Origin of the sequence: Neobacillus paridis, assembly GCF_016765675.1 — a bacterium.
Classification (GTDB): domain Bacteria; phylum Bacillota; class Bacilli; order Bacillales; family Cytobacillaceae; genus Neobacillus; species Neobacillus paridis.
Genome location: NZ_JAESWB010000407.1, coordinates 1 through 705 on the forward strand (window position 1 = coordinate 1; position 705 = coordinate 705).

General features: G+C 59.0%; 1 protein-coding gene. It reads left to right on the forward strand.

Annotated elements, in window-relative coordinates; genetic code table 11:
* Window positions 1–705 (forward strand): ATP-binding protein (locus JK635_RS29380; RefSeq protein WP_202656420.1); only part of this gene is annotated, 705 nt, incomplete at both ends.

Here is a 705-nt window from a genome sequence, read left to right on the forward strand (position 1 = left end):
AAAGCAAACCCTGGGCTTTCAGGCAGAAGTCAAGCAGCTGCTGCAGCTGATGATCCATTCCCTGTACTCCAACAAGGAAATCTTTCTGCGGGAGCTGATCTCAAACGCTTCCGACGCCGCCGACAAGCTGCGTTTTGAAGCCATTAACAATGGCGCGCTGTTCGAGGACGATCCCGACCTGAAGATCCGCGTGGACTTCGACAAGGAAGCCCGCACCATCACGATTTCCGACAACGGCATTGGCATGAGCCGCGACGACGCGGTGGAACACCTGGGCACGATCGCGAAATCCGGCACCAAGGAATTCTTCTCGAAGCTCTCCGGCGACCAGCAGAAGGATGCGGCCCTGATCGGCCAGTTCGGCGTGGGCTTCTACTCCGCCTTCATCGTGGCCGACCGCATCACCGTCGAATCGCGCCGCGCCGGCCTGCCGGCGTCCGAAGGCGTGCGCTGGGAATCCGGCGGCGAAGGCGACTTCACCGTGGAAGCCATCGACAAGCCACAGCGCGGCACCGACATCATCCTGCACTTGCGCGAGGGCGAGGACGACTTCCTGTCCTCCTGGAAGATCAAGTCCATCATCCGCAAGTATTCCGACCATATTTCCCTGCCCATCCAGATGAAGAAGGAAGAATGGAACGAGGAAAAGAAGGAGATGGAAGTCACCGACGAACTCGAAACCATTAACCAGGCCAGCGCGCTGTG